The sequence below is a fragment of the Parafrankia sp. EUN1f genome, from assembly GCF_000177675.1.
In the GTDB taxonomy this organism is placed as follows: Bacteria; Actinomycetota; Actinomycetes; order Frankiales; family Frankiaceae; genus Parafrankia.
Genome location: NZ_ADGX01000005.1, coordinates 89,844 through 108,251, shown reverse-complemented (window position 1 = coordinate 108,251; position 18,408 = coordinate 89,844). Strand labels below are relative to the sequence as shown.

Below are 18,408 nucleotides of genomic sequence, written 5' to 3'. Positions count from 1 at the left end.
GCGGCGCGGGCGGCGCGGGCGCGGGCGGGGCCGCCGCCGACCCGGGCCGCAACGAAGGCGAGGCGGAGGTGACCGAAAGCCTGGAGGACCTGCTCGCCGAGCTCGCCGGGCTGGTCGGGCTGGAGCGGGTCAAAAAGGACGTCGGCGCGCAGGTGAAACTCATGCAGACCGTCCGGCGACGGCAGGAGGCCGGCCTGCCGGCGCCGCCGCTGAGCCGGCACCTGGTGTTCGCGGGAAACCCCGGCACCGGGAAGACGACGGTGGCGCGGCTCTACGGCCGGCTGCTCGCCGCGCTCGGCATCCTCGAACACGGCCACCTGGTCGAGACCGACCGCTCGGACATGGTGGGCGAATACGTGGGCCACACCGCGCCGAAGACGCAGGCGGTCTTCCGGCGGGCGCTGGGCGGTGTGCTGTTCATCGACGAGGCCTACTCCCTCGTCCCGCACGGGCTGGGAAACGACTTCGGCCAGGAGGCGATCGCCACCCTGGTCAAGCTGATGGAGGACCACCGCGACCGGGTCGTGGTCATCGTGGCCGGATATCCCGCGGAGATGGGCAGGTTCGTGGCCTCGAATCCCGGGCTGGCCTCGCGGTTCTCCCGCACCCTCACCTTCGAGGACTACAGTTCGACGGAGCTCACCGGGATCGTGGCCAGCCAGTGCCGGCAGCACGAGTACCAGCTGCCAGAGCCGACCGTCGCGGCCCTCGACGCCTATTTCGAGGTACTCCCCCGCAACCGTGGTTTCGGCAACGGCCGGCTCGCCCGCCAGGTCTTCCAGCGGATGACGGAGAACCAGGCCCAGCGGGTCGCGGAGCTTGCCACACCGACCACGGACGACCTGCTGCGGCTGGACCCCATGGATCTGCCGAGCGGCGGCGCGGAAATCTGAAAAGGCCACCGGGCCGATTCTCGGCGACCTGATCAGATCTTTCCGGCTCGCGCCGGTCGTTCGGGAGCATCGGCGCTCCCGAACGACAGGCCCGCATCTCGGCACTTCCGACCAGGGCGGAAATCCTAAACAGGAAATGACCGCCGACCGCCCATCGTCCGAACACGATGTAACTTTTCTCCGCCAGCGGCTGAATTATGTTGAAACGGGTAGTCTGGCGCTACGCGGCCGGTCGCGCACGTCCGGTGGTGGTGTCCTTCCCTGACGAGGAGGGCCGGGAGGATGGCGGACCCGTCCGGCGGCACGGCCCCACCAGGCCGGGAACCCGCGGCCCGGTTCGTCCGGGCCCTCTTCGACGAGAACTCGGCGGACCTGCTCCGGTACGTCCGGCGAATCAGCCCGGAGGATCCGGGCCGGGCCGAGGACCTCGTCCAGGAGACGTTCCTGCGCGCGTGGCGCCACCGCGACGGCCTCGCCGCGCACGGCAGCGCCCGCGCCTGGCTGTTCCGGGTGGCGCGCAACCTCGCCGTCGACTGGCACCGCCGGCAGGCGGTGCGCCCCGGTGAGGCGGAGGCGCTCGTCGAGGACAGCACCCGGATGGCCGACCGGCTGGCGGAGGACAGCCTGGAGGCCGTCCTGCTGCGCACCGACCTGGTCCAGGCCCTGCGGACGCTCTCGGCTGCGCACCGGGAGGCCCTCGTCCACCTCCACCTCTTCGACCGCAGCCAGTGGGAGACCGCCAGCGTGCTGGATGTCCCCATCGGAACGGTCAAGTCCCGCCACCACACGGCCGTCCGGGCGCTGCGCCGAGCACTCGACCAACGCGGGATCGACGGCCGCTGACGAGGTCGGGTGCCGGCTCGCACCGCGGACGCCGACGAGGACGATCAGCGCCGGAGAGGCGTCGGCGGCCAGCGCCACCGGGCGCTCGTCCCCCGCGCCCACCCGGCCTGACAGGAGCACTCAGCCGACGAGCCGCCGCGCGCGCTGAACGGCCGGATCGGGCACGGGAATGGCGTCGACCAGGCGCCGGGTGTAGTCGGCGCTCGGCCGGCGCAGGACGTCGGCCGCCCGGCCGACCTCGACCACCCGGCCGTGCCGGAGCACGGCGACCCGGTCGGCGACCTCGTCCACCACAGCCAGGTCATGGCTGATGAACAGGCAGGCGAAGCCGTACTGTTCCTGCAGATCGCGGAACAGGTCCAGAACAGCGGCCTGCACCGACACGTCCAGCGCGCTCGTCGGCTCGTCGGCGACGAGCAGCTCCGGGTCCAGCGCGAGCGCGCGGGCCAGCCCCGCCCGCTGGCGCTGCCCGCCGGACAGTTCCGCCGGCCGCCGGTCCGCGTACGACGCCGGCAGCTGGACGGACTCCAGCAGTACGGCGACCCGTTGCCGGACCGCACGCCCCTGGGCTCGGCCGTGCACCTCGATCGGTTCGCCGACCGCGTCACCGACGCTGCGCCTCGGGTCGAGAGTGGTGGCCGGATCCTGGAAGACCAGGCCGATCCGGCTGCGCACCGCGCGCAGCCCACCCGCCGACAGTCCGCCGATGTCGGTGCCGAGCACCTCCGCCTGCCCCGCCTTCGGCCGGAGCAGGCCGACGACGACACGGCCGAGCGTCGTCTTGCCGGAGCCGGACTCGCCGACCAGGCCTAGCACCTCTCCGGGGGCGAGGGAGAGGGTGACGCCGTCGACCGCGGTGAAGGCCGGCCGCCCCAGCCGCCCGGGGTATTCGACGACGACATCGCGGAAATCCACCACCGGCCGCACGGCACCCGGCGCCTCCGTGGCCTCCCCTGTCACCGCGGCATCCCCTGTCACCGCGGCCTCGGGCGGTTCCGCGGAACCCAGCCGCTTCACCGCGCCCAGCGGTCTCACCGCGGCCGTCTTCCCGCCCGCCGTCGAGTCCGAGTCCGAGGTCGAGTCGGACGTCGAGTCCGTCGAGTCCGTCGAGTCCGAGGTCGTCGGGACGCGCGGGACGGCCGCGAGCAGCTCGCGGGTGTAGTCCGCCTGCGGCCGGGCGAACAGCTCGAGAACGTCGCTCGTCTCGACGACCCGCCCGGAGCGCAGCACGACGACCCGGTCGGCGAGGTCCGCGACGACGCCCATGTTGTGGGTGATGATCAGGACGGCCCGGCCGAGGCGGTCGCGCAGATCGTGCAGCAGCCGGAGGATCTCGGCCTGCACGGTGACGTCGAGCGCCGTGGTCGGCTCGTCGGCGATGATCAGATCCGGTTCGTTGGCCAGTGCGAGCGCGATCACAACCCGCTGCTTCTGGCCGCCCGAGAGCTGGTGCGGGTAGTAGCCCACCCGCTTCTCGGGCTCCGGAATGCCGACGACCTCCAGCAGTTCCACCGCGCGGCGCCGGGCGTCGGCCCGCTTCACCTTCCGGTGCGCGCGCAGCGCCTCGCCGATCTGCCAGCCGACGGTCTCGACCGGGTTGAGCGCGGTCGAGGGCTCCTGGAAGACCATCGCCGCCCGGCTGCCGCGCACCGAACGCAGCGCCTTCTCGTCGAGTCCGAGCACCTGCTGGCCGGCCAGATCGATGCTGCCGGTGGCCCGGGCCGTGTCGGGGAGCAGGCCGAGCACCGCCTTCGCCGTCAGCGTCTTGCCCGAGCCGGACTCGCCGACCAGGGCGACGATCTCCCCGGGCGCGACCTCGAACGACACGTTGTCGACCGCGCGCGGGTGGACGGCGGCGGCGGGGAACTCGACGGTGAGATCCCGGACACTCAGAACCGGTGTGGCCACGTCGTTCTCCTGTGCGGGGTCTGCGGTGCCGAGCGTTGGACGCGGGACGTGGTGGCGCGCCATCAGATGCGCCGGCGGGCGCCGACCGCCTGGGCGATCAGCTGGAAGCCGAGGACGAAGCCGGTGACCAGCAGCAGCGGTCCGACCGCCTGCATGGGCGCCGTGTCCAGGTCGGACACCGCGTCGGCGATGATGGTGCCCAGCGACGGCTCCGGCGGGCGCACACCGATCCCGAGGAAGCTCATCGCGCTCTCCAGGAACACCGCGATCGACATCGACAGCGCGAGCTGGACGAACAGCGGCTCGGCCGAGTTCGGCAGGATGTGCCTGCGCAGAATCCACCACCGTGAGGCACCGATGGCCTCCGCGGCCTCCACGAACGGCAGTTCCCGCAGCGTCAGGATGGACGAGCGCAGCAGCCGCCCGAAGTACGGGATCTCGACGGCCACGACGACCACGAAGATCGGCGTGATGCCGGCGCCCAGGATGGCGGTCACCCCGATCGCCAGAATGATCGGGGGGAACGCCAGGATCACGTCGAAGATGCGCTGCACGGCGACGTCCGCCGGCCGGATCAGCGCCGCGAGCGTACCCGCGGCCGTGCCGAGCAGCGCACCGAGCGGAACGGCGACGAACACCACCAGGACGTCCACCCGGATGCCGTAGAGGGCACGGGTCAGCACGTCCCGGTTGACCTCGTCCGTCCCGAACAGGTGCCTGCCGCTGGCTGGGAGGAGGTTCGCACCGGGGATCTGCTCGGTCGGGCCGTAGGGGGTCAGGAGCGGGGCGAACAGGCCGAGCAGCAGGATGCCACCCACCAGCAGCAGACCGAACAGGCCGCGCCCGTGCAGGAGAACCCGTCGGCGGCGCGGGGCGGTCGCGACAGCCGCCACGTCCTCTGCGGGGGTGACGCTCGCGGGGCCGGCGGCTGCGGGGGTGGCGGCTGCGGGGGTGGCGGTCGGGAGTTGCTGCTCGGGGGCCGTGGGCGCATCCGCCGCGGGCCTGGTGGGGGTCTGGACTGTGTCGGTCACTGGGCACCTCCGATGCGCACGCGCGGGTCGAGAAGGGCGTGGACGACGTCGGTCAGCAGCTGGATGACGACGAAGATGAAGACCGACAGCAGCAGAAGCACCTGGACGACCGGGTAGTCGCGCCGGCCGATCGCCTGTTCGATGAGCTGGCCGATCCCGGGCCAGGCGAAGATCGCCTCGACGAGCACGGCACCGCCGAGCAGGCTGCCGGCCTGCAGGCCGATCACGGTCACGGTGGTCGGCAGCGCGTTGCGCATCGCGTACCGCAGCAGCAGGCGCCGGCGCGGGACGCCCAGCGCGGTGGCGGTGAGGACGTACGGCTGGCGCAGCTCTGTCCGCAGCGTCTCGGCGAGGAAACGGGACAGCACCGCCGACACGGGCAGCGCCAGGCAGAGCGCCGGCAGCACGAGGTACTGCGCCGTGATGTCCAGGCGGGCGAACATCCCGTCCGGCGGAATGCCTGCGCTGGGCAGGACCGGGAAGATCACGGTGAGCAGCAGCACCAGCAGCACACCGCTGACGAACGTCGGCAGCGCCACCGAGATCGTGTTCACGACCGTGATCGCGCTTTCCAGCCAGTGATTTCGTGTTGTCGCCCAGATCGGCCCCACAACGGCCGCGATGAGAATCGCCAGCAGCAGCGCGCTGAGCGTGAGGATCACGGTGTTCCCGAAGCCGTCGGCGACGAGCGAGGTGATCTCGCCGCCGACGCTGTAGGACTGGCCGAAATCGAGGGTCAGCACGTTTCCGATCCAGCTCAGGTATTGGGACGGCACCGACTGGTCGAGGCCGAGGTCGTGCCGGATGGCGGCGACGGCCTCGGGACTCGCGTCGGATCCGGCGAGGCTGGTGGCGGGATCCCCCGGTATCAGCCGGATGATCGCGAATATCAGCACCGACGCCAGGAAGAGCACGAGCACCGCCGAGGGCACGCGCCGGACGAGATAACGCAACAACGAATGCCTCCGGGGCTCGATTCGGTACCGGTCGGGTCCAGGCTGGTCCGGATCGGGGTCAGGGATCCGGCCCGGTCAGGCGAGGTAGGCGTTGGTGACGTCGAGCTCCCAGCGCTTGGTATAGGAAAGCCCGGACAGCCGGGTGGAGCTCACCCACTGGAAGGGAATGACGCCGATCTCGACGAGGAACAGCGCCTCGAGCAGCTCGTCGCTGACCTTGGCGTATTCGGCGATGGCGGCGTCCGACCGGCCGTCGGGCTGCTTCCAGGCGGCCTGCGAGGCGCTGGTGTAGTCATCGGAGGTGAAGTGCGAGGCGTTGTGCAGCGCGTTGAACGGATACGCGCTGACAACCAGGGTCGAGGGCGTGTACTGCGCCCAGGAGTGGAACGTCGTCCAGATGCCCTTGAACTCGGCGCCGATGAGCTGCTTGACGAAGGTCGCCGCGTCGACCGGCTCGAGCTCCACCTTGATGCCGACGGCGGCGAGGTTCGCCTGGACGATCTGGGCGGTCGCCGCGTAGACGGGGAGTGCCGTGTTGTAGGTGTACGGAATCGTCGGCAGTGTGCCGATCTGCGCGACGAGCTCCTTCGCCTTGGCCTGGTTGTACGCGTACCGCTTGTTCTTCTCCGCGTCGTAGGCGACCGAGTACTTCGGCCACGGCAGGTTCGTCGCATAGCCGTTGCCGCGGAAGACCTCGGAGATGATCCGGTCACGGTCGATCGCGTACGCGATCGCCTGGCGCAGCCGGACGTCGCCGAGCGCGGGCGCGGTCACGTTCGTCCCCACATAGATCTGCTGCTCGGCGCCCGCCAGCGTGGTCTTGTTGAACTTCTTGGCGTCCTTGCTCAGTTCCTCGATGTCGCGCGGGCTGACTCCCTCGGCGAAGTCGACCTGGCCTGACTTCAGCTGCGCGGCGATCGCGTTGGTGTCGGGAACAATGCCGATCCGGACCCCGTCGAGATAGGGGCGGCCCGGCTGCCAGTACTTCGGGTTCTTCTCGAAGACCAGCGAGGAGTTCGGCGTCCAGGACTTGAAGGTGAACGGCCCGGTGCCGACGAATCCCTTGCCCGTCTTGATGTCCTCGACGGTTTCGCTGTCGATGATGAACACCGTGTCGAGCAGGTCGAAGATGTTGCCGAGCGGGTGCGCGAAGTGCAGCACGGCCTGGTGCGGGTCGGTGGTGTCGACCGAGGTGACGGCCTTGGCGGTGCTCTGCAGCTGGCCCTGCGCGTGCCAGCTCGCGTCGGCGTAGGCCTTGATCGAGAACTCGACGTCCTTGGAGGTGAAGGCCCGCCCGCTGTGGAACACGACGTCGTCGCGCAGCTGGAGGGTCAGGCTGAGCCCGTCGGCGCTCGCCGTCCACGACTTCGCCAGCCGCGGCTTCGGCTCGATGCTGTCGTTGGGGTAGCGGGTCAGGCTCTCGTATACCAGCCCGATCAACGCGGTGATCGCCGTGTTGGAGTTGGTGAAGAGGTTCTTCGGGATCAGGTCGTCCGGGATCGCGACTTTCAGGGTGCCACCGGCCTTGGGCGTCGGACCGGCGCTCGCGCCGCTGCCCGCCTCGTCCACCGCTGACGAGCAGGCGGCGAGGAGCAGTGCGCCGCCAGCCCCGAGGCCAGCCAGCAGGGACCGACGCGAGATGCCGTTATTTTCCATCGACATTGTAGGGAATCTTTCGTCACGATGCCAGGGCAGCAAGCCAGCATGAAGGCGGAGGCCCGCTCAGCCCGAGGCAACGCGACCGAGACGGGCCAGGAGGACGGACGGCCCGGGTGCCGCGCGGCCCACGATCAGGCTCGCGGCGGTAGTGCTCCTACCGACAGGATCGGCGGAAGTCCCACCGATGACAGCGCCGCCGACAACAGGACCGCGGCATGGGCCAGCGCGCGGCATCGGCGACATCGATCACGCCGGCATACAAACGCCGCGACACCGGAACAGTCAAGCGACATCACCATTTTGTTGCCTACTTCACTTTACCCATCAGTCCGATCGAGAAGGGGTTGTTAGCTCGGTACCGTCCCCCCAACCAGGACCGGGCACCCCCACCAGGAAGGACCAGCGGAGATGACCACACAGCTGCGCGCGTACCGGGAGACTGCCGCGGTCACCGGGTACCGTTCGATCACCGTCGACCGGGTCTCGGCGAACATCGGCGCCGTCATCGGCGGTGTCCGCATCGGCGGCGACCTCGACGCGACGACCGTCAGCGAGATCAAGCGCGCGCTCGTCGAGCACAAGGTCGTCTTCCTGCGCGGCCAGCAGCACGCGGACGACGCGACCCAACGGGCCTTCGCCAGCCTGCTCGGCACCCCGACCCTGCCCCACCCCACCGTCACCGGGGCCGACAACTCGGTCCTGCCGATCGACGCGGCCGAGGGCAAGGCGAACAGCTGGCACACCGACGTGACGTTCGTCGACCGCATCCCGTCCGCCAGCGTGCTGCGGGCGGTCACGCTGCCGCCCTACGGTGGCACCACGACCTGGGCGAACACCGCCCACGCCTACTCCACGCTCAACCCGGCGCTGCAGGCCCTCGCCGACCGGCTGTGGGCCGTCCACTCGAACCTCTACGACTACGCCGCCGAGCGCACCGAGAAGGCGATCGGCGGCATCGACGTCAAGGAGGAGGCGTACCGCGCCGAGTTCGGTCACATCGAGTACGAGACCGAGCACCCCGTCGTGCGGGTCCACCCGGTGACCGGCGAGCGCAACCTGCTGCTCGGCCACTTCGTCCGCCGGATCGTCGGCCTGTCCACCCGCGACTCGCAGGACATCTTCAACCTGCTCCAGCGCCACGTCATCCGGCTGGAGCACACCGTCCAGTGGAGCTGGCGCGACGGCGACATCGCCATCTGGGACAACCGGGCCACCCAGCACTACGCGATCGCCGACTACGACGACCAGCCCCGCCGCCTGCACCGCATCACCCTCGCCGGCGACATCCCGGTCAGCGTGGACGGCACCCCCAGCCGCCCGCTCAAGGGCGACGCCTCACACTTCTCCCCCATCGCGGCCTGACCCGCACCCAGCCCTCACCAGCTGGAACGCCCGACGAGCCGTGCCAGCCGCGCCACGGCTCATGCGGGTCACCGGCGCCGCCCGCACCGCCGAACCACACCGGGCCGTTGTCCGCGCCGTTGCCGAAGAAGAAGGAGAAGCCGGTCGCCGGGCTGCCGGGCCGCCTACCGACCGGCATCGGACCCATCCCCGGCGCCCGGCCGCCCTCGCGCCCGAACACCTCGGCCAGCCAATCTCGTCGGCGGTCCTGGCCCAAGTCACGGCAGCCCGCCACCGCGGGAGACGAAGACCATCCGACCTGCGGTGTCGCCGGCCCTGCGGCCTGGTGGGTCTGATCAGACCACCGGCCAGGTACACCGGTCACGCGCGACAGAAAAAATCAGCTCGACATCCTCGGCCGTCCACCGGCCCGCGACGCCGTCAAAAGCCTGGCGCAGATCGTCGTGGTGCGCCACGAGGACATCCGTGAGTGACGGCACGACCGTCAGGCTCTCCGCCTCGACGAAAGCCAGCACTCCGGCGACGCCAACACCGAAACCGCAGGCACGGCTCAGCGCCTCGGACGCACGCACCGCCTCCGCCCTGGCTTTCAGCACATACGGATGAAACCCGTCGCCCACCCGCACCGCGTCGTCACCCACCCATATTCGTCGACCGCGATGGTATTTCGTGTTGATGGTGAAGACGCCGCCCGGACCGATGAGAAGATGGTCGATATCGACGTTGCGCGGTAACGGAATCGAATGCAGCACCCGCCAGCCGCGGGCCGTGAGCGGTTCCAGCTCCGCCGCCACCATCTGTTCGCCGGCGAGCCCCGTGCGCCAGCTTTCCGTCTCCGGCCGGACGCGCCGCAGCAGGCGGTCCGCAAGCGCTCGCCAGAACCCGGGCCGCAGCTCGCGAAGCTTCGCGCTGACCGCCTCGCCAGGACGGTGGGCTGCGAGGTCCATCGGGTGTGCCGTCGCCGCCGGGAGGTTCACGGCCGCGGGGTCGGCGATCCGCCGCTCCGCCCGCGACCTGCCCACCCCACTCCTGGACGGCCCATGTGGCACAGCCATTCCGCCCGGCAGATCCGGCCCGACCGGCTCCGCGGGGCCGTCCGGCTCGGCCGGGCCGACGGGGGTGACGGGCACCGCGGACTCCGACACACTCACCCCGTGGGCCGCGAGCACCGCCAGCACCGCGTCGCGATCCACCTCGTCGAGCAGCATCGTGAGTTGACCGGTCAGATGGTCGAAGCAGGCGACGCTCCTGCCATCCGGAAGATTCACATAGAGTCTGTGCTGCCCGTACCGTTTCCACAGGCGCACCAGCAGCTCATCCATGCATCGCCCTCCAACAACTGCCCACAGCACGGGCCGCGAATTCCGCCGCCTGATTCGACCGGGGCCACCCGCCCAACAACCATGAACTGTCCGGCCGCATCACGTTATCCTCCCGGAGCCGACACAGGTGCCGAAGCGCGATTTTCGCTCCGACCCGAAGCGCGGGCTTCCCTGTCATCTCGACCGCGACCCGCGACCCGCGGCCTCCCATTCAGGCTGAAGCAACGAGTAGAGGATGCTGTCCCGCCAGGCGCCATTCGTGAAAACGTGATCCCGAATCCGCCCCGCAGCGGATACCCGGGCTGGCGCGGATGCGGGGTTTTCACGGCCCTACCGTCGCAGAACGGTCACCGCGGTGCGGGTGAGGCCCCCTTCCCGTTCCCGCGCGTCGGCTGACCCCACGCGGGCCGATCTACTGGGGCGGGCAGCCCCTTGACCTTCCAGGCGCAGCACGCAGGGCATGACCACGCCGAGCGGATCTAGCGGCGGACGGCGTCGACGACCTGCGGGTGCCCCGTGCCGCCGGGCGCGGCGAAGACACTCGGCCGCCAGGCGAACTCGGCCTCCGGGCTGAACCGTTCCTCGAGACCGAGGGCGAGCCCGCGCAGCGCCGCCGCGCCGTCGCCGCGGAACGACGTCCCGTGCATGACGGCGAGTGTGCGCGGTTCCAGTTCGGCGAGCAGTCGCAGGGTGGACGTCGCCGCCGTCAGGCAGGAGGTCTGCCGCAGGGCCGCTTCGGCGTCCAGGCAGCGTTCGACCAGGTCGGCCGGGTCGTCGTCGGTGACGGCGGGGCCGTCACCGAGCTGGGCGAACAGATCCCCGCAGAACAGCGTTCGGGTGGTCTCCTCGAACAACACCCGGGAGTCCCAGCCGTGCGGGACGTGCGGCGTGTCGAAATGGCGGGCCCGACGGCTCACCTGCCGGTCACCGAGGTCGAGGACCTCCCCGTGCGCGAGCGAGCGCGGCGGGCGGTCCGCGAGGTCACGCAGCGAGATCTCGCAGCCCAGCTGGCCGTGCGCGACCTGGGCGCGGGGCGCCGCGGCCAGGAACTCGTTCATGGCGCCGGACTCGTCCGCCTCCAGGTGGCCGAAGGCGATCCAGCGCAGCCGCTCGACGGGCACCACCTGGGCTACCGCGGCGGAGACCTCTGGGAAAAGCTGCCGCATACCGGTGTGGAACAGCAACGGTTCCTCGGCGGCGATCAGGAACTGGTTGAAGGTGAACCCGGCCGGCCCGGCCACCTTGGGGAAGAAGGTGGAGATCCGGTAGATGCCATCGGCGATCTCGTCGACCCTTGTGCCCATGGCGCATCGTCCTCCACTCGCGAGCCGCCCACGACCCGGCCGGACGCTACCCGCGCACCTCGGCCCCCGCTACCGGGGGCCGAACGGATCGAGCTGCGGTGCCCGGGGCCGCGGGAGGAACGCACCGACCACGGTGATCACCATCCCGACCGCGACCACCCATCGTCAGGGCGCCGAGCAGCACCACCGTGACGCCGGCGGTGCTCGGCCCGTCCCCTCCACCGCCGGCGCCCCCGCCCCCTCCCCCACCCGCGCCGGGACCGGGGCCCGGGCGGAGCTGTACCGGCCAACCGGACTCGGGCCCGTGCCAGCCGCGACCGTCGTCGATCTCGTCCGTCCAGCCGCTGCCGTCGAAATAGCGGTGGGCGAAGCGCCCCTGCGGGTCGGGATACCAGCCGGGTGCGGCGGGCCCGCCGCCCGGTGTGGTCACCGGCCGCGGTTCGCAACCGTGCGAGGCGACATAGCGGCCGAGTGTAGGGCGCAGGCGAGCCCGAAAACCCATCCTGGGATGGGGTGTCCGGATTCAGCTGATCACGATTCGATCGCGACATCCACTACGGAAAATCCATAGATTGCGAGGAAGCAATCAGAACAGTACGGCGACGTCCGCGGCCTTATGCGTTCTGGGCGAGCTCGGCCGGTTCGGGCAGTGGACGACCGTCGCGGGCACGGCGGCCGGCCGCATGGACGGCGCCGACCGCGACCAGAGAAGCGGCTCCGCCGAACCACATCGTGGCCCGCGCGTTGACCGCCTCGGCCAGCGCGCCGACCAGCAGCGAGCCCAGCGGCGTCGAACCGATCATGATGGTCGAGTAGATCGACATCACCCGTCCGCGGAACGCCGGGTCGCTGCCGAGCTGGATCCGGTGGTTCGCCGCCTGCGCGAAGAAGATCACCGCGAACCCGGTGGCGAACAGGCCGACGGCGGCGGTCGCGAACGTCGGGGCCCAGCCGGTCAGTGTCATCACCACGCCGAGACCGAGCGCCGCGCCGTTGACCAGTTCCGCCGACGGCCGGGTGCGGCGCCCGGTCGTCACCAGCGCCGCCAGCAGCGACCCGCCGGCGAAGGCGGTCGTGAGCAGGCCGAACGCGGCCGCGTCCGTGTGGAACACCGTCCTGGCCAGCAGGGGCAGCGTGAGCTGGAAGTTCATCGCGCACAGGCCGACCGCCCCGACGAGCACCAGCGGGAGCAGCAGGTCCTCGCGCGACCGCACGTAGCGCACCCCGTCGATGATCCGGGCCCGTGCCGCCGGGCGTGCGGTCCGGCGCAGCTCCTCGGGACGCATCATGCGCAGCCCGACCACGGTCGCCAGGTAGCTCACCGCGTTGAGGAGCATCACCGGCCCGGCGTCGACGGCGGCGATCAACGCACCGGCCAGCGCCGGCCCCACCACCCGGGCGACGTTGAAATACGCGGCGCTCAGCGCCGAGGCGTTCGGCAGCAGCTCCGGCCCGACCAGCTCGCTGATGAAAGCCATCCGGGTCGGGGTCTCCACCGCGCTCACCACACCCAGCGCCAGCGCGAACAGCTGGATCTGCCACAGGGTCACACCGCCGCTGAGCACCAGCACCGCGAACACCGACGCCACCACACCGGAGGCGACATTCGCCGCGGTGAGCAGAAGCCGCTTGTCGTAACGGTCGGCGAGCCGGCCACCGACCAGCATCAGCAGCAGCGACGGGGTGAACTGCAGCGCGGTCACCACGGCGAGCGCACTCGCCGAGTCGTCGCTCAGGTCGAGCACCAGCCAGTCCTGAGCGACCACCATCATCCAGGTGCCGGCGACGGAGAGGATCTGACCGGCGACGAAGAGCCGGAAGTTGCGCACGCGCAGCGAACGGAACGGGTTCACGGTCCTCCTCCACGCGGCCGACCGCCGCCGGCGGCGGGGGACGACCGCCCGTGCTCCAGATCCTCCCCGAGAATCCCGCGTTCCCGACCCGACCGGCCGGACGCCTGCGAAAGTCACATCATGGATGTCGATCCGGCGAGCACCGAAGTGCCTTCGGTGGCGGTGGCGGAGGGCGGCCCGCTCGACGGCCGACGGCTCGGCGATGCGCAGGCCGCGGAGTTCGAGGTCGTGATGGCCGATCGCTCACGCCATCTGTATCGCGCCACCACGAGCCTGGCCCGGGCGGCGCCGGCCGGCGAGCTGCACAGGATCTTCCGGTGGGAAGGCCGTGTCGATCGGGGCGGGCCGCCGGCGCAGAGCGGGCCCGCCGGCTGAGAGCGGGCCCGCGGACGCCGGTCAGGAAAGCGCGGCCAAGGCTCCGAGGGTGAAGCCGACCGCCGCGAGCCAGATCAGCGTCGGCAGCATCCGCAGCAGACCAGCCAGAGCGGGCGTCGGGGTTCCGGTCCCCGCGGGCGCGCCGGCCGGCTGTGGCGGCGGCGAGCCCGCCGGGCCGGCCAGGCCGCCGGGAGCCCCGGCCAAGGCACCGGCAGGTACCGCCGGGGGTGGCGGCGCCATCCGGGCGCCCGAACCGGCGAGAACGGTCTGGGCCTCGGAGTTGTCCTTCACCGGCGGTGCCGGCCGAGCGTCTCTCGGGTGGGGCTCGGGCCGCGGCTGCGGCGCCCACAGCACGATCCGCGGGCCGCTTGCGCCGCCGAGGTGAAGGACGACCTCACCGTGGACGACCACCTGTCGGGTCCGGGTTCCGTCCCGCCACATGCCGTTGGTGCTCAGGTCTCGGGCGATCCACCCGCCCGGCTCCGGGACAAGCTCGACATGACGGCGGGAGACCTTGGTGTCGGCCAACGAGACGTCGGCCTCCCGGCCACGGCCGATGACGTGCGAACGGTCCGGGCTCAGTTCCACCGTGCCCTCGGGCGTGATCACCCGGATGCTGGTCAGATTCACGTGTCCGTCTCCCTCTCAGGCACCGAAGACAGCACCATCACGCACGCTGACGTTGACCGGCGGCAGCTGTTTCCTGGCGGGGCCGGCCACCGGCTGACCGGTGGCGGCGTCGAACCTGCTCCCGTGGCACGGGCAGATGATCTGGCCCTGGGCGACCGAGGAGACCGTGCACCCCTGGTGCGTGCAGACCGCGGAGAACCCCTGCACGTTGTCCCCGCCGTCCCGGGTCAGGACGATTCCGGAGTCGCGCAGGACCAGCCCTCCGTTCTGGGGTACGTCGGCGAGCTGGGCGAGCACGCCCTGGGCGCCCGGCGCGGTCCCACCGCCGTTGGCAGCCGCGGTAGCGGGTTTGGCGTCCGCCGCGCTGCTGCTCCCCGCCACCGCGTAGCCGGCGGCCGCCGCGACCACAGTCACCGCGAGGCCGGGCAGCACGGCACGCCGTGTCGCTGCTTCCTGTGCCATGTCTCTGTCGGCCTCTCTCAGAACTTCGGAATGTCGGGGCGGGTGAAGAACCACAGGGACGCGCTGAGCCAGAGCACGAGCAGGCACAGGAGAACCGTGGAGCCGAGGACCGGCAGGGCCCAGGCGGGCAGCCGGCGGGTCCGCAGACCCAGCATCTTCGCGGCGTAGGCACCGTAGAACCCACAGCCCACGAGACTGTGGACGAGGGTGCGGGTCTCGTCGCTGGCGAACCCGAGCGCCCAGATGCAGTGCAGCGCCACGGGTAGCGTGAGCACGAAGGCCAGGGTGCCGCTCCACCGGTGCACCGGCGCCGTCCACGCCGGAGCGCTGCCAGCGCCGGGAAGCCGCCCCCACATCCACAGTGCGGTCGTGAGCTGCACGAGGAGGAGCACCGCCGCGGCGGTGGTGAGCCACGCCTTCATCGGAAGCATTCCGGAGAAGCCGAGTGTGAACAACGGACGCGCCGCCGGGTCGTGGGCCTTCGCGTACACACCCAGCGAGAGTGCGACCGCGGCGCCTGCCAGCAAGGCCACGGCGAAGCCGGCCCCGGCTGAGTGTGTCTTCTCCCCTGAGCGTGAGCCGTCGGTCTTGACGCCGAGCTCCATCCGCCCCCCTTCGGACAAGGATCATGTTCGGCGAACTATGCAGGAAAAGACGAACTCGAACGCGGGAGCGTCAATCGGACGACAGGCAACCCTAGGAAAAGAAAAGGTGCTGCGGCGTCGGCGGTCTCGGCGAGGTCCCGGGAGATCACCCAGCGTGGTCGGGCTGATGTGCGGACCACCGGCCCCCGGACCCCGTCCGGAGTTCCGCGACATGGCCGCGAAGCATGGTCTTCAGCGCACGGAGCAGCTCCTCGTCCCCGTTCGGGTCGGCCCGGAACGCCTCCTGGATGACGGCGTCGGTCGCCAGCTGCAGCACCTGGCTCACGCGCGGCAGGTCGTCGCCGTCGAGGCCGGTCACCTGCGCGACGAGGACGGCGAGCCGGCTGGCCATGGCCTGCTTGTGCGCGCGGTCGAGCTCGCGGGTCTCGGCGGTCAGGTGCCGGCCGAACCACAGGGCACGGAAGCCCGGGTGGGTGCGGTAGAAGTCGGCGAAGGCGTCGACGGCGTCGCCGACGAGGTCCGCCCGCCCCCACTCGCCAGCTTCGAACGCGCCGATCAGGGCTTCGAGCTGGGCTTCGAGCAGGCCGAGGTAGTGCTGGGCCAGCGCCTCGATGACGGCGCCGCGGTGCGGCAGGTAGCGGTACACGGTGCCGACGGAGATGCCGGCCTCGGCGGCGAGCCTGGTCGTGGTGACCGCGTCGGCGCCTTCGGTGGCCATGATCTGGTCGGCGGCGGCGAGCATCCGGGCCAGTTTCGCCCGGCCGCGGGCCTGCTGCGGTGTCGTACGCAGCGAGGGGAGCCGTGCCGTGGCGAGGGCCTCGCCGTCGGGTGCCGTCATCGCCGTGTCGCCTCCTGATGTCCTGTCGCGTGTCTGGTGTGTCCGGTATAGCCGGTCGCGACCGATGTCCTGGTCGCACCGAATGACGTACTTGAAGGTGAATCAGTTTCAGGTTAATGTCCCGCGCATCGTTCCGGCGAGGCCCAGCCCGGGACGGACCACCACCGACAGGACGCGCGATGAGCACTGCGACGTACACCGGCCGGTCGCCCCGCTCCGACGACCCGGCCACCGGGTTCGCCCGCCTGTGGCGGCGCGAGCTTGCCCACTTCCCCGCCCACCGGGCCCGGCTGACCTACCTGTCGATCGCCGTCCTGACGACGATCTTGTTCTACTACCAGTATTACCTGATCAGCGGCGTCAGCGAGCAGGTGCTGCAGAGCACCGGGATGTCGTTCCGCTTCTTCGTCAACATCAACGTCGTCTCGGCGCTCGCGAGCGCGCTGACGTCCGTCGCCGCCGGGGTCTGTGACCGCTACGGGCGGGCGAACGTGGTGACCGTCGGAGTGCTCCTCTGCGCGCTGACCTGCCTGGTCGGTTTCCCTCTCGCCAGCGGTGCGTGGGCGGTCGCGGTCTGCTACACCCTGCTCGGGGCGTTCGAGGGCACCGTGCTCGTCGCGACGGCCGCCCTCGTCCGGGACTTCAGCCCCCAGGTGGGGCGCGCCACCGCGATGGGGTTCTGGACGATCGGCCCGGTCGCCGGCAGCCTCGTCACCAGCGCCGTGGTGAGCAACACCGCCGACGAGATCCACGACTGGCAGGACCAGTACGTCATCGCCGGGCTCGTCGGGCTCGGCGTGTTCGTCCTGTCGCTGCTGTTCCTGCGGGAGCTCGCGCCGACGCTGCGCGACCAGGTGCTCGTCACCGAGCGCGACCGCGCGCTGGTCGAGGCGCGGGCCCGCGGGCTGGACGTCGAAGCGGCGCTGCGCCGCCCCTACCGCCAGATGCTGCACGTCGACATCGTCGGCTCGGCGATCGCGATCAGCGTGTTCCTGTTCATCTACTTCGTCGCGGTCGGCTTCTTCCCGATCTTCTTCCAGACCGTCTTCGGCTTCTCCACCTCGCAGGCCAACGCGCTCGGGAACTGGATGTGGGGAACCCAGACCGTGGCACTGATCCTGATCGGCCTGTGCTCGGACCGGCTCGGTGTGCGCAAGCCGTTCATGCTGGTCGGCGCCCTCGGCGCGATCGTCACCACGCTGCTGCTGATCGACCGAACCGGGCAGTCCGGGACGAGCTACTACACGTTCGTCGCGATCCTCGTCCCACTCGGGCTTTCGCTGGGGCTGGCGTTCGGGCCGTGGATGGCCGGGTTCACCGAGACGGTGGAGCGGCGCAACCCGGCGCTCACCGCGACCGGGCTGTCGGTGTGGGGGCTGACGATCCGCACCGTGGTGACCCTGTCGACGTTCCTTCTCCCGTATGTCGTCACCACCGTCAACCCACTGGTGCAGGACGGACCGGCAGTCCAGGCGATCGTGGCGGGCACCGACCCGCGCCTGAACGCGGCGCAGAACGCCGTGGTCAAGGCGGTCGCCGCCGATCCCGGCATCGTCGACCGGGCGCAGACGCTGGCCGAGCGCTACCAGGCGGAGATCACGACCGCGGGCGCGCTGAGCCGTGCCACCCAGGAGGCGCTCACCGCGAAGCCGGACGATCTGATGGTCCAGGCCGGCGCCGTCAGCGAGCTGTCCGGGCGCAGCGTCGACGATGTGGTCCGAGCGGTTCTCCTCAGCGAGTCACACGTCGACGAGACCGCCGCGCTGCGGGCACTCGACCCGGCGACCCGCCAGTCGCTGGTCGCCGACCCCGCAGGTCCTGCCGACTCCACCGACCCCGCCGTGCGGGCGAAGGCCGCCGACCAGCTCACCACCGGTCTGCGCCTCGCTCCGGAGCAGGCGCAGGCCCGGCTGACCGCCCTGCTCGCACTGCCCGGCGACGACCTGCGCTTCCTGCTCTCCGACGGCGTCGCGGTCCTGAAGTCCGCCGACGATCTGACGGCGCTGGCGGCGGTGCCCGCCGCCGACCTCGCCTTCCTCGACGAGTACGGCACCGCACTGGAGAACCCGACGGTGCAGGACGTCCTGCGCTACCTCGAGAAGCAGGGCCCGCGGGTGCAGCAGGCCGCCGAGGACTCGCCTGGTCAGTGGCAGACCTACTTCTGGATCGCGGTCGCCGGCGAGGTCGTGTTCATTCCGATGATCTTCCTGATGGTCGGGGCCTGGCGGCCGCGGACCGCACGCCGGATCGCCGCCGAGCACCAGGCAGTCGTCGACAGCGAGCTCGCCCGCCTCACCGCGCCCGCCACGCCGTCGACGGCGCAGGCTCCGCCCGCGCAGCAGCCACGTGAGGAGGACTAGGTGTCGT

Annotated in this window: 17 protein-coding genes and 1 pseudogene; 5 read left to right on the top strand and 13 right to left on the bottom strand. The window is 71.0% G+C overall.

The window, feature by feature from the left end:
• On the top strand, window positions 1-893 hold an 893-nt coding region (locus tag FREUN1FDRAFT_RS02570; protein ID WP_006538374.1), incomplete at its 5' end, for an AAA family ATPase.
• 282 nt (window positions 894-1,175) lie between these two features.
• Window positions 1,176-1,736, top strand: a complete 561-nt coding sequence (locus FREUN1FDRAFT_RS02565) for a sigma-70 family RNA polymerase sigma factor (RefSeq protein WP_006538373.1) — start codon at window positions 1,176-1,178, stop codon at window positions 1,734-1,736.
• A 120-nt stretch (window positions 1,737-1,856) separates the two neighbouring features.
• Here FREUN1FDRAFT_RS02565 and FREUN1FDRAFT_RS45785 read toward each other — a convergent pair whose 3' ends face one another.
• From FREUN1FDRAFT_RS45785 to FREUN1FDRAFT_RS02545, 4 genes are all read right to left on the bottom strand, one after another.
• The gene (locus FREUN1FDRAFT_RS45785) at window positions 1,857-3,644 is read right to left on the bottom strand and encodes an ABC transporter ATP-binding protein (RefSeq protein WP_006538372.1); all 1,788 of its coding nucleotides are present in this window, start codon (window positions 3,642-3,644) and stop codon (window positions 1,857-1,859) included.
• Window positions 3,645-3,706: 62 nt separating this feature from the next.
• Window positions 3,707-4,675, bottom strand: coding sequence for an ABC transporter permease (locus FREUN1FDRAFT_RS02555; RefSeq protein WP_006538371.1), 969 nt, complete (start codon window positions 4,673-4,675; stop codon window positions 3,707-3,709).
• Window positions 4,672-5,631: an ABC transporter permease gene (locus FREUN1FDRAFT_RS02550; RefSeq protein ID WP_006538370.1), complete on the bottom strand. Its 960-nt coding sequence runs from the start codon at window positions 5,629-5,631 to the stop codon at window positions 4,672-4,674. Before FREUN1FDRAFT_RS02550 ends, FREUN1FDRAFT_RS02555 begins: the two co-directional genes overlap by 4 nt.
• A 75-nt stretch (window positions 5,632-5,706) precedes the next feature.
• Window positions 5,707-7,293: an ABC transporter substrate-binding protein gene (locus FREUN1FDRAFT_RS02545; protein WP_006538369.1), complete on the bottom strand. Its 1,587-nt coding sequence runs from the start codon at window positions 7,291-7,293 to the stop codon at window positions 5,707-5,709.
• Between the two features lie 405 nt (window positions 7,294-7,698).
• Here FREUN1FDRAFT_RS02545 and FREUN1FDRAFT_RS02540 point away from each other — a divergent pair, with 405 nt between their 5' ends.
• Window positions 7,699-8,652: a TauD/TfdA family dioxygenase gene (locus tag FREUN1FDRAFT_RS02540; protein ID WP_006538368.1), complete on the top strand. Its 954-nt coding sequence runs from the start codon at window positions 7,699-7,701 to the stop codon at window positions 8,650-8,652.
• A gap of 335 nt (window positions 8,653-8,987) precedes the next feature.
• Here FREUN1FDRAFT_RS02540 and FREUN1FDRAFT_RS02535 read toward each other — a convergent pair whose 3' ends face one another.
• From FREUN1FDRAFT_RS02535 to FREUN1FDRAFT_RS02525, 5 genes and pseudogenes are all read right to left on the bottom strand, one after another.
• Window positions 8,988-9,974, bottom strand: a complete 987-nt coding sequence (locus FREUN1FDRAFT_RS02535) for a nuclease-related domain-containing protein (protein ID WP_006538367.1) — start codon at window positions 9,972-9,974, stop codon at window positions 8,988-8,990.
• 174 nt (window positions 9,975-10,148) lie between these two features.
• Window positions 10,149-10,259 (bottom strand): annotated as a pseudogene (locus tag FREUN1FDRAFT_RS47875) (GNAT family N-acetyltransferase); the annotation flags it as partial.
• A gap of 194 nt (window positions 10,260-10,453) precedes the next feature.
• Complete coding sequence (locus FREUN1FDRAFT_RS02530; protein WP_006538366.1) at window positions 10,454-11,278, bottom strand: hypothetical protein; 825 nt, start codon at window positions 11,276-11,278, stop codon at window positions 10,454-10,456.
• A gap of 46 nt (window positions 11,279-11,324) precedes the next feature.
• Window positions 11,325-11,708 (bottom strand): DUF2510 domain-containing protein, encoded by a 384-nt coding sequence (locus FREUN1FDRAFT_RS40940; RefSeq protein ID WP_232295012.1) that lies wholly within the window; start codon window positions 11,706-11,708, stop codon window positions 11,325-11,327.
• 184 nt (window positions 11,709-11,892) lie between these two features.
• On the bottom strand, window positions 11,893-13,131 hold the full coding sequence (locus FREUN1FDRAFT_RS02525) for an MFS transporter (RefSeq protein ID WP_006538365.1): 1,239 nt from the start codon (window positions 13,129-13,131) through the stop codon (window positions 11,893-11,895).
• 120 nt (window positions 13,132-13,251) lie between these two features.
• Here FREUN1FDRAFT_RS02525 and FREUN1FDRAFT_RS02520 point away from each other — a divergent pair, with 120 nt between their 5' ends.
• A complete protein-coding gene (locus tag FREUN1FDRAFT_RS02520) occupies window positions 13,252-13,506 on the top strand; it encodes a hypothetical protein (RefSeq protein WP_006538364.1) in 255 nt (84 codons plus the stop codon).
• Window positions 13,507-13,527: 21 nt separating this feature from the next.
• Here the strand turns inward: FREUN1FDRAFT_RS02520 and FREUN1FDRAFT_RS02515 are convergent, their stop codons facing one another.
• The 4 genes from FREUN1FDRAFT_RS02515 to FREUN1FDRAFT_RS02500 all read right to left on the bottom strand — a co-directional run bounded on the left by FREUN1FDRAFT_RS02515 (window position 13,528) and on the right by FREUN1FDRAFT_RS02500 (window position 16,041).
• On the bottom strand, window positions 13,528-14,136 hold the full coding sequence (locus tag FREUN1FDRAFT_RS02515) for an FHA domain-containing protein (protein ID WP_006538363.1): 609 nt from the start codon (window positions 14,134-14,136) through the stop codon (window positions 13,528-13,530).
• Between the two features lie 15 nt (window positions 14,137-14,151).
• The gene (locus tag FREUN1FDRAFT_RS02510; RefSeq protein WP_006538362.1) at window positions 14,152-14,598 is read right to left on the bottom strand and encodes a Rieske (2Fe-2S) protein; all 447 of its coding nucleotides are present in this window, start codon (window positions 14,596-14,598) and stop codon (window positions 14,152-14,154) included.
• 17 nt (window positions 14,599-14,615) lie between these two features.
• Window positions 14,616-15,203 (bottom strand): DUF6529 family protein, encoded by a 588-nt coding sequence (locus tag FREUN1FDRAFT_RS02505; RefSeq protein ID WP_006538361.1) that lies wholly within the window; start codon window positions 15,201-15,203, stop codon window positions 14,616-14,618.
• A 145-nt stretch (window positions 15,204-15,348) separates the two neighbouring features.
• Window positions 15,349-16,041 (bottom strand): TetR/AcrR family transcriptional regulator, encoded by a 693-nt coding sequence (locus tag FREUN1FDRAFT_RS02500; protein ID WP_006538360.1) that lies wholly within the window; start codon window positions 16,039-16,041, stop codon window positions 15,349-15,351.
• A gap of 179 nt (window positions 16,042-16,220) precedes the next feature.
• On the opposite strand from FREUN1FDRAFT_RS02500, the gene FREUN1FDRAFT_RS02495 reads away from it, so the two are divergent.
• Window positions 16,221-18,401 (top strand): MFS transporter, encoded by a 2,181-nt coding sequence (locus tag FREUN1FDRAFT_RS02495; RefSeq protein ID WP_006538359.1) that lies wholly within the window; start codon window positions 16,221-16,223, stop codon window positions 18,399-18,401.
• The last annotated feature ends 7 nt before the right edge of the window (window positions 18,402-18,408 follow it).

What these genes read in the sequence shown, in the direction of transcription:
- FREUN1FDRAFT_RS02565 (WP_006538373.1), top strand. Translation starts at nt 1,176, where the DNA reads ATGGCGGACCCGTCCGGCGGCACGGCCCCACCAGGCCGGGAACCCGCG.
- FREUN1FDRAFT_RS02545 (WP_006538369.1), bottom strand. Translation starts at nt 7,293, where the DNA reads ATGTCGATGGAAAATAACGGCATCTCGCGTCGGTCCCTGCTGGCTGGC.
- FREUN1FDRAFT_RS02540 (WP_006538368.1), top strand. Translation starts at nt 7,699, where the DNA reads ATGACCACACAGCTGCGCGCGTACCGGGAGACTGCCGCGGTCACCGGG.
- FREUN1FDRAFT_RS02535 (WP_006538367.1), bottom strand. Translation starts at nt 9,974, where the DNA reads ATGGATGAGCTGCTGGTGCGCCTGTGGAAACGGTACGGGCAGCACAGA.
- FREUN1FDRAFT_RS02530 (WP_006538366.1), bottom strand. Translation starts at nt 11,278, where the DNA reads ATGGGCACAAGGGTCGACGAGATCGCCGATGGCATCTACCGGATCTCC.
- FREUN1FDRAFT_RS02520 (WP_006538364.1), top strand. Translation starts at nt 13,252, where the DNA reads ATGGATGTCGATCCGGCGAGCACCGAAGTGCCTTCGGTGGCGGTGGCG.
- FREUN1FDRAFT_RS02510 (WP_006538362.1), bottom strand. Translation starts at nt 14,598, where the DNA reads ATGGCACAGGAAGCAGCGACACGGCGTGCCGTGCTGCCCGGCCTCGCG.
- FREUN1FDRAFT_RS02505 (WP_006538361.1), bottom strand. Translation starts at nt 15,203, where the DNA reads ATGGAGCTCGGCGTCAAGACCGACGGCTCACGCTCAGGGGAGAAGACA.
- FREUN1FDRAFT_RS02500 (WP_006538360.1), bottom strand. Translation starts at nt 16,041, where the DNA reads ATGACGGCACCCGACGGCGAGGCCCTCGCCACGGCACGGCTCCCCTCG.
- FREUN1FDRAFT_RS02495 (WP_006538359.1), top strand. Translation starts at nt 16,221, where the DNA reads ATGAGCACTGCGACGTACACCGGCCGGTCGCCCCGCTCCGACGACCCG.